Annotated in this window: 6 protein-coding genes; 4 read left to right on the top strand and 2 right to left on the bottom strand. The window is 67.7% G+C overall.

The genetic code is table 11. The features are described from left to right. A partial coding sequence (locus ON23_RS26200; RefSeq protein WP_505768029.1) for a ferredoxin reductase domain-containing protein occupies window positions 1-377 on the top strand: 377 nt, incomplete at its 5' end. A 28-nt stretch (window positions 378-405) separates the two neighbouring features. Here ON23_RS26200 and ON23_RS26195 read toward each other — a convergent pair. After that, a complete protein-coding gene (locus ON23_RS26195) occupies window positions 406-1,191 on the bottom strand; it encodes an FAD-binding oxidoreductase (RefSeq protein ID WP_083904244.1) in 786 nt (261 codons plus the stop codon). A 124-nt stretch (window positions 1,192-1,315) separates the two neighbouring features. Further along, a complete protein-coding gene (locus ON23_RS26190) occupies window positions 1,316-2,473 on the bottom strand; it encodes an FAD-binding oxidoreductase (RefSeq protein WP_039781449.1) in 1,158 nt (385 codons plus the stop codon). A 278-nt stretch (window positions 2,474-2,751) separates the two neighbouring features. Between ON23_RS26190 and clpB the strand changes: the two genes are divergently transcribed. The 3 genes from clpB to ON23_RS39430 all read left to right on the top strand — a co-directional run. Beyond that, window positions 2,752-5,319, top strand: a complete 2,568-nt coding sequence (gene clpB, locus ON23_RS26185) for an ATP-dependent chaperone ClpB (RefSeq protein ID WP_039781453.1) — start codon at window positions 2,752-2,754, stop codon at window positions 5,317-5,319. Between the two features lie 143 nt (window positions 5,320-5,462). Next, window positions 5,463-6,347, top strand: a complete 885-nt coding sequence (locus ON23_RS26180) for a DUF5666 domain-containing protein (RefSeq protein WP_039781448.1) — start codon at window positions 5,463-5,465, stop codon at window positions 6,345-6,347. Between the two features lie 147 nt (window positions 6,348-6,494). Next, window positions 6,495-7,659 (top strand): TtfA family protein (locus ON23_RS39430; RefSeq protein WP_245556112.1); only part of this gene is annotated, 1,165 nt, incomplete at its 3' end.

Here is a 7,659-nt window from a genome sequence, read left to right as displayed (position 1 = left end):
AATTGCTGGCGATGTCCCAACGAAGATCCAATCCGAAGGTCCATCTCTTCGTCGGCGGCCACCATCCGTGCGATCTCTACGATCTGCCGACACTGAGCGAGCTGGCCGTCGCGAACAAATGGCTCACCGTCGTGCCGGTCACCGAAAGCGACGACAACCCCTGGTGGTACTACCATCCCGAGCGTATCGAACCCGATCTGCCGGGCATAGCGCCGCGCGAAACGGGACAGATCGGAGCCGTCGTGGCCCGCGGCGGCGATTGGTCGGACTGCGATGTCCAGATCGTCGGATCACCGAGTACGGTGCAGACCACCAAATTCCGGTTGATGGCGGCGGGCACGCCCACCGAGAACATCCGCCACGATCCGCTGCTCTAGACGTCCGCGCCGCGGGTCCCGGAGCGGGTCAGAGCCCGTCGAAGCGAATCGCCTCCGCCGGCGTGCCCGTATTGACCAGCACTTCCAGCGTGGCCTGGGTCATGCCGGGCGAGCCGCACACCAGGACCTGGTGATGCAGCAGCGGGCCCATATCGCCCACCACATCGGCCAGCGTGCCCTCGAGCATCTCGTCGGCATCGAATCCGACATCCACGCGGCAACTCTCGTACCACTGGTCGACCCAGTTCGGATCCTCGGCCCTCTCGACCACCGGGATCACCGTCAGCCAGGGCATCTCGCCGGCGAGCAGGTAGAGCATGTCGGAGGCGTAGAGGTCGCGCGGGCTGCGTCCGCCGATGAACAGATGGGTGCGCGGCGGCTGCGGGCGACGGGACAGATCCAGCAGCAGAGAGCGCATCGGCGCCAAACCCGTTCCGCCGGCGATCATCACGAGATCGGTGGTGCCGGGGTCGACGCTCAGCCACCCCGCCGGAGCGCTGATCCGCCACTCGTCGCCGGGGGCCGTTTCGGTGACGATCGAGCCGCTGCACCATCCGCCCGGGACGGTGCGGACGTGGAATTCCAGTTTGCCGTCCAGGGAGGGCGGCAGTGCGGGCGACAGCCGGCGTCGCATACCCGGATGCTGCGGAATCTGGACCTCGACCGACTGGCCCGGTTCGAACGGGACGAATTCGCCGATCAACCGGACCACCGCGAGATCGTGGCGCAGCCGATGATGTCCGACGACGGTCGACGACCATTCCGTCGGTGCGTCCAGCCGAATCTCCCCGGTCTCATCCGGACCCAACGTCACCGTTCCTCCTGTGATCCGCGGATATGTGCCGCGTCCGAAAAGTCTTGTGCCGGGCCCGGTCCCGTGCGTTCGGGCCCGCCCACCAAGGTACGCCGTGGGCGCCCGGTTGCCTACCGATTGCCGCTCACACCGGATCGGCGCTGATGATGTGTTCGGGGGTGCCGACCGCCAGCAGCGCACGCTTGGTGTCGGCGATCATCCGCGCCGATCCGGCGATCTGGATCTGCCGATCCGACCACGAACCGAAGCTGGCCACGACCGCGCCCAAATTCCCGATCAGCCGCCGATGCATGCCGTAGGGCGGATCGGCGGGCGGATGCGGATGCCACCACGGATTCGTATCGCTCTCGCAGACCGGCACCACCGTCAGCCACGGATTGCTCAGCGACAGCTGCCACATGTTCTCCACGTCGTAGAGATCGCACGGATAGCGGCCGCCGATGAAGAAGTGCACACGCGGGTTGACGCCGCGCCGGCCCATCTCGATCAATTGGGCACGCAGCGGCGCGATTCCGGTGCCGGAGCCGATCATCAGCACATCGCGCTGCGATTCGGTGTCGATGTGCAGGCCGCCCAGCGGCCCGGCGACCAACCAGGTGTCGCCGACCTCGGTTTCGCCGACGATCGCGGGACTGACCCACCCGGTGCGGACCTTGCGGACGTGGAATTCGATCTCGCCGTACGGGTTCGTCGGAATGGCCGGGGACAGATACCGCCACATCTTCGGCCGCTGCGGGATCGAGACCGGTACGTACTGCCCCGCCTGATAGGGGATCGGCTCGTCGGACTGCAGGCGCACGATCGCCAGGTCGTCGAGGACGCGCCGATGGCCGACCACCGTCGCTTCCCAATACGGTCGCGAGGTATCGGAATTGGCGCCGATGGCCATCGACGCGGAGATGAGGATCGCGATATCGCGCCAGCCGTCCTCCAGATCGGGTGTCCAGAGCGGGCCGTTGTAGGTGACGAAGGCGGCGAGCAACGCGCGTCCGGCGGCATCGTAATGTGCCGCCTCGACACCGTATTTGCGGTGGTCGAGGGCCAACTGTTCCAGGAACCCCTGGGCGCGATCCCAGTTCTCCAGATGATCCAGCACGAACTGGATGGCAGTACACACCCGCTTGGGCTGCATATCCATCGTGTGCGGGAACAAGTCGCGCAGGCCGGGAGCCTCCGCGAACAGATGCCTGTAAAACGCGCCGATCAGCCGTTCGGGCCCTTGCGGCGCCTCGAGGATCGATCGGAAGTTGGCGCGGACCAGCGCTGCCGAACGCGCATCCACGACGTCGAGCTTCCTTTCCTTCAATGTGTCCGACCACCACTGCCGTGTCGTCGGCCTCCGCGGACCAGTATCCCCGAAAAAACCGTGGTCGTACGGTGATGAGCGGATCACTTTACCCAGATCCGCCGAGGGTGAAACGATTGGCTACAGGTTCGGAGAATATGTCAAACTTGAGCGGAACAGACTCAACTCCTACCGCGTTGAACTGTCCAGAAGTGTTCGTGCGGCCCGCGCGGACCTGACCGACAACCACGCGAGACGACCGTAGGAAGGTGATCGTGGACTCGTTCAACCCCACCACCAAGACTCAGGCTGCCCTGACGGCGGCCCTGCAGGCGGCCTCGGCCGCCGGAAATCCGGAGATTCGTCCGGCTCACTTGCTGGTGGCGCTGCTGGATCAAACCGACGGCATCGCCGCCCCCCTGCTCAAGGCTGTCGCGGTCGACCCGGCAACGGTGCGGCGCGAGGCGCAGGACATCGTCGACCGGCTGCCCCGCGCGACCGGCGCGACCACCCAGCCGCAACTCGGCCGGGAAGCGCTCGCCGCGCTCACCGCCGGTCAGCGCCTCGCCACCGAACTCGGTGACGAGTACGTCTCCACCGAGCACGTCGTCGTGGGGCTGGCCGAGGGCGATTCCGACGTCTCGCAACTGCTGCTGAAGTACGGCGCCACCGCCGACGCGCTGCGCGAGGCGTTCACCGCGGTACGCGGCAACACCCGCGTGACCAGTGCGGACCCCGAGGGCACCTATCAGGCGCTGGAGAAGTACTCCACCGATCTCACCGCCGCCGCCCGCGAGGGCAAACTCGATCCGGTCATCGGCCGCGACACCGAGATCCGGCGCGTGGTGCAGGTGCTCAGCCGGCGCACCAAGAACAACCCGGTGCTCATCGGCGAACCCGGTGTCGGTAAGACCGCCATCGTCGAGGGGCTGGCCCAGCGCATCGTCGCCGGTGACGTCCCGGAGTCGCTGCGCGGGAAGACGCTGGTCTCGCTCGACCTCGGCGCGATGGTGGCCGGCGCGAAGTATCGCGGTGAGTTCGAAGAACGGCTCAAGGCGGTGCTGGAGGAGATCAAATCCAGTGCCGGACAGATCATTACGTTCATCGACGAACTGCACACCATCGTCGGCGCCGGCGCGACCGGCGAATCGGCGATGGACGCCGGCAACATGATCAAGCCCATGCTGGCGCGCGGTGAACTGCGCCTGGTCGGTGCGACCACGCTCGACGAATATCGTCAGCACATCGAGAAGGACGCCGCCCTGGAGCGGCGGTTCCAGCAGGTGCTGGTCGGCGAGCCGTCGGTGGAGGACACCATCGGCATCCTGCGCGGACTCAAGGAACGCTACGAGGTGCACCACGGTGTGCGGATCACCGACTCCGCGCTGGTGGCCGCCGCGACTCTCAGCGATCGCTACATCACCTCGCGCTTCCTGCCCGACAAGGCCATCGACCTGGTCGACGAGTCGGCCTCCCGGCTGCGCATGGAGATCGACTCGCGGCCCGTCGAGATCGACGAGGTCGAGCGGGCGGTGCGGCGCCTCGAGATCGAGGAGGTCGCCCTCGCCAAGGAAACCGACGAGGCGTCCAAGCAGCGACTCGACAAGTTGCGCCAGGAACTGGCCGACGACCGCGAGAAGCTGAACCAGCTGATGGCGCGCTGGCAGAACGAGAAGCAGGCCATCGACTCGGTCCGCACGATCAAGGAGCAGCTGGAGGCGCTGCGCGGCGAATCCGAGCGTGCCGAACGCGACGGCGATCTCGGCAAGGCCGCCGAACTGCGTTACGGCCGCATCCCGCAGCTGGAGAAGCAGCTCGCCGAGGCCGAGAAGAACGCGGGCAAGGCCGGCAGCGGCAGCCTCGAGGACGAGGTGATGCTCAAGGAGGAGGTCGGCCCGGACGACATCGCCGAAGTGGTCTCCTCGTGGACCGGCATCCCGGTCGGCCGCATGCTCGAGGGCGAAACCCAGAAGCTGCTGCGGATGGAGGAGGAACTCGGGCATCGAGTGGTCGGACAGGCCGAGGCCGTCACCGCCGTCTCCGACGCGGTGCGCCGCGCCCGGGCCGGGGTCGCCGACCCCAACCGGCCGACGGGCTCGTTCATGTTCGTCGGACCTACCGGTGTCGGTAAGACCGAGCTGGCGAAGGCCCTCGCGGACTTCCTGTTCGACGACGAGCGCGCGATGACCCGCATCGATATGAGCGAGTACTCCGAGAAGCATTCGGTGGCTCGCCTCGTCGGCGCCCCGCCCGGATACGTCGGCTACGACCAGGGCGGCCAGCTCACCGAGGCGGTCCGGCGACGGCCGTACACGGTGGTGCTGTTCGACGAGATCGAGAAGGCGCACCCCGACGTCTTCGACATCCTGCTGCAGGTACTGGACGAGGGGCGGCTCACCGACGGTCAGGGCCGCACGGTGGACTTCCGCAACACCATCCTCATCCTCACCTCCAACCTGGGTGCCGGTGGCGACAAGGATTTCGTGATGAACGCCGTGCGCTCGGCGTTCAAGCCGGAATTCCTCAACCGCCTCGACGACGTGGTGATGTTCTCCGCGCTCGACGAGGAACAGCTCGAGAACATCGTCGACATCCAGCTGGCGCAACTGCAGAAGCGGCTCTCGCAGCGGCGGCTGAAGCTGGACGTCAGCGATTCGGCGCGGTTCTGGCTGGCCGTGCGCGGCTACGACCCGGTCTACGGCGCCCGGCCGCTGCGCCGGCTGATCCAGCAGGCCATCGGCGATTCACTGGCCAAGGAACTGCTGGCCGGTGAGGTCACCGACGGCGATCTGGTGAAGGTCAACGTCGCACCCGACGGCGACGGGCTGATCGTCGGACGGTGACGGACCGGGCTCGATTCCGGGGCGCGGTGTGTGAGGGGATCGCACACCGCGCCCTCGGCGTATCCGCCCGATTCCGACGGCCCCGATCCACCGGTTGGCGCACTTCGCTGAAGCAACGCCGATCTGCACCTACCCTGGTTTGCATGACGAATCCGAGCGACCCGTGGGCGCAGCGTCCGGATTCACCCGATACGCCGACCGAGAAGCTCGGCGCCTCGGGCCGGCATCCGGACGACGGCGCGTCACACACGACGGAATACTCGGAAGCGTACGGTCAGAGCCCCGAGCCGTACGAGAGCACTCGCCCCTACGGACATCCCGGGCCCTACGAACACACCGCGCCCTACGAATTCCCGTCCCACCCGGAATATCAGGGCCGGTACTTCGAACAATCACCCGGTCCGAACGCCACCCGCGAACTCCCGCCCTACGACGGCCAATGGGGCGCGTACGAATCCGGGTACAGCGAACCCGGTGACTACCCCCCTTACGGTTCCGGCGCTCCCGGCACCACCGCCCCGCAGGGAGCGGTCGGGCCGACCGGGCTGCCCGTCGAACCGCCGCGCCGCAGCCGCACCGGCCTGTGGATCGCGCTGACCGCGGCCGTCTTCGTCCTGGTGGTCCTGGGCGGAATCGCCGCCGGACTGCTGCTCGCCGGCAACGACTCCTCGTCCTCCGATGCGGCCGCCACCGGCCGGCCCGCGCCGACGCGCGTCCCCGTCGTTCCGCCCAACCCGTCCGGCGGCGCGAAACCGAGCCTCCCGCAGCTCCCGGGCCTCGGCGATATCGACGGCCTCGGCGCGACCATGGGGACCGTGAACAGCAACGACGGGACGACCATCATGCTGCAGTCGCTGCTGGGCAACTCGGTCACCGTGCACACCGATGCCGACACCCAGGTCATCTCGATGGGCACCGGGAAGGTGTCCGATCTGAAACAGGGTGACATGGTCGTCGTGCAGGGAGACAAGAACCCCGACGGGTCCATCAAGGCGAAGATCATCATCAGCACCCAGCTGCCGCGGTAGATACAGCAGCGATCGCAAGGGCGACTTCTCTGCGAGGGTCTATCCGCGCGACGGGCACCCTGCTCGTTCTCGGCGTAGGGGGGCCGAGAACCCGCCGGAGCGAAGCGGAGGCCATGTTACAGCCCGTACCCACTAGACTCGGGTGCGATGACAGCAGCAATCTGGTTCGGCCTCGCGGCGATCGCACTCGTGGGTGCGATCGTATTGCTGTATTTCGATCGCGTGCAGCGGCAGCGGACCGGACACGTACGGCAGGTCTGGGCCAAATCCCAGGGATACACCTACGTTTCGGTCGAACCTTCGCTGGCATCGACTTGGCGGCGGGGCGCGATGGCCAAACTGGGGTATCTGTCCGCGATCGATGTGGTTTCCGGTAATCGCAAGGGCGAGAAGTTCGTTCTGTTCGATCTGGAGGATGCCGCGACGCTGGTCGCCGTGCGCCGCCAGATCGGCTCGGACATCGATATCGACCTGCGCCTCAAAACCGCCTCCCCGCCCAAGGACGCCGACCTGGAACTGCTCGGCGCGATCGGCGACCGCGTGGTCTTCGCGACCAATCCGGACGTCGCCCGCCACGCCGTCGACCAGCGGATGGTCCACTTCATCGAAACGCTGCCGACGACCGTGCAGCAGTTGTGGAGTGAGGGCAACTGGACGTTGGGCATGCTGCCGGTCGGCACCGCGGCCAAGGACTGGGAGGCCGCGATCGACTCCGTGCTGCGGCTCTCGGGTCTGCTGCATGTGCTGCCGCCGGTGGCCGGCGGCGACCGCGGCCGCCTGGAATCCGATCAGCACGATCCCGGTCGTCCGCGTCCGAACGCCGACGAACCGGGCGAAGCCGATCGGGGTTACGGCGACCGCTACCGCGACGAGGCGATCGTCCCGGCCCGCGGCGGCGACTTCGACGACTACGACGATCGCCGCGGCGACCGGTTCGACCGCTTCGACGACGAATTCGAGGACCGGTTCGAGGACGAGCACGGTCGAGAAGACCGGTTCGGTGAGGACCGGTTCGGTGACGACCAGGATTTCCGCGAGGAGCGCGCACCCCGTCCCCGGGACGGCGAAGCACGCGGCGGTCAGGGCCGTTTCGCGCACGACGACGCGGACGGCATCGACCGCGCGGACACCCGGCGCGGCGGCACCGACGCACCGGCCGGCCCCCGGCCCGGCGACACGCGTGACTCCGGCGAGCGTCCGGCATCCGATGCGGTGGACCGCGGAGGGCGGCGTGATCCGCCCCGCCGGTCGGCGATCTCGGAGGGCGAGGGCGAGCAGCAGCCGCCGCGCCCGCCCGGCGCTCGCGGTCGTA

It is taken from the genome of Nocardia cerradoensis NBRC 101014, assembly GCF_000308535.1.
Classification (GTDB): domain Bacteria; phylum Actinomycetota; class Actinomycetes; order Mycobacteriales; family Mycobacteriaceae; genus Nocardia; species Nocardia cerradoensis.
The sequence above is the reverse complement of the archived record's forward strand: the minus strand, read 5'-3'. Positions and strand labels throughout refer to the sequence as shown.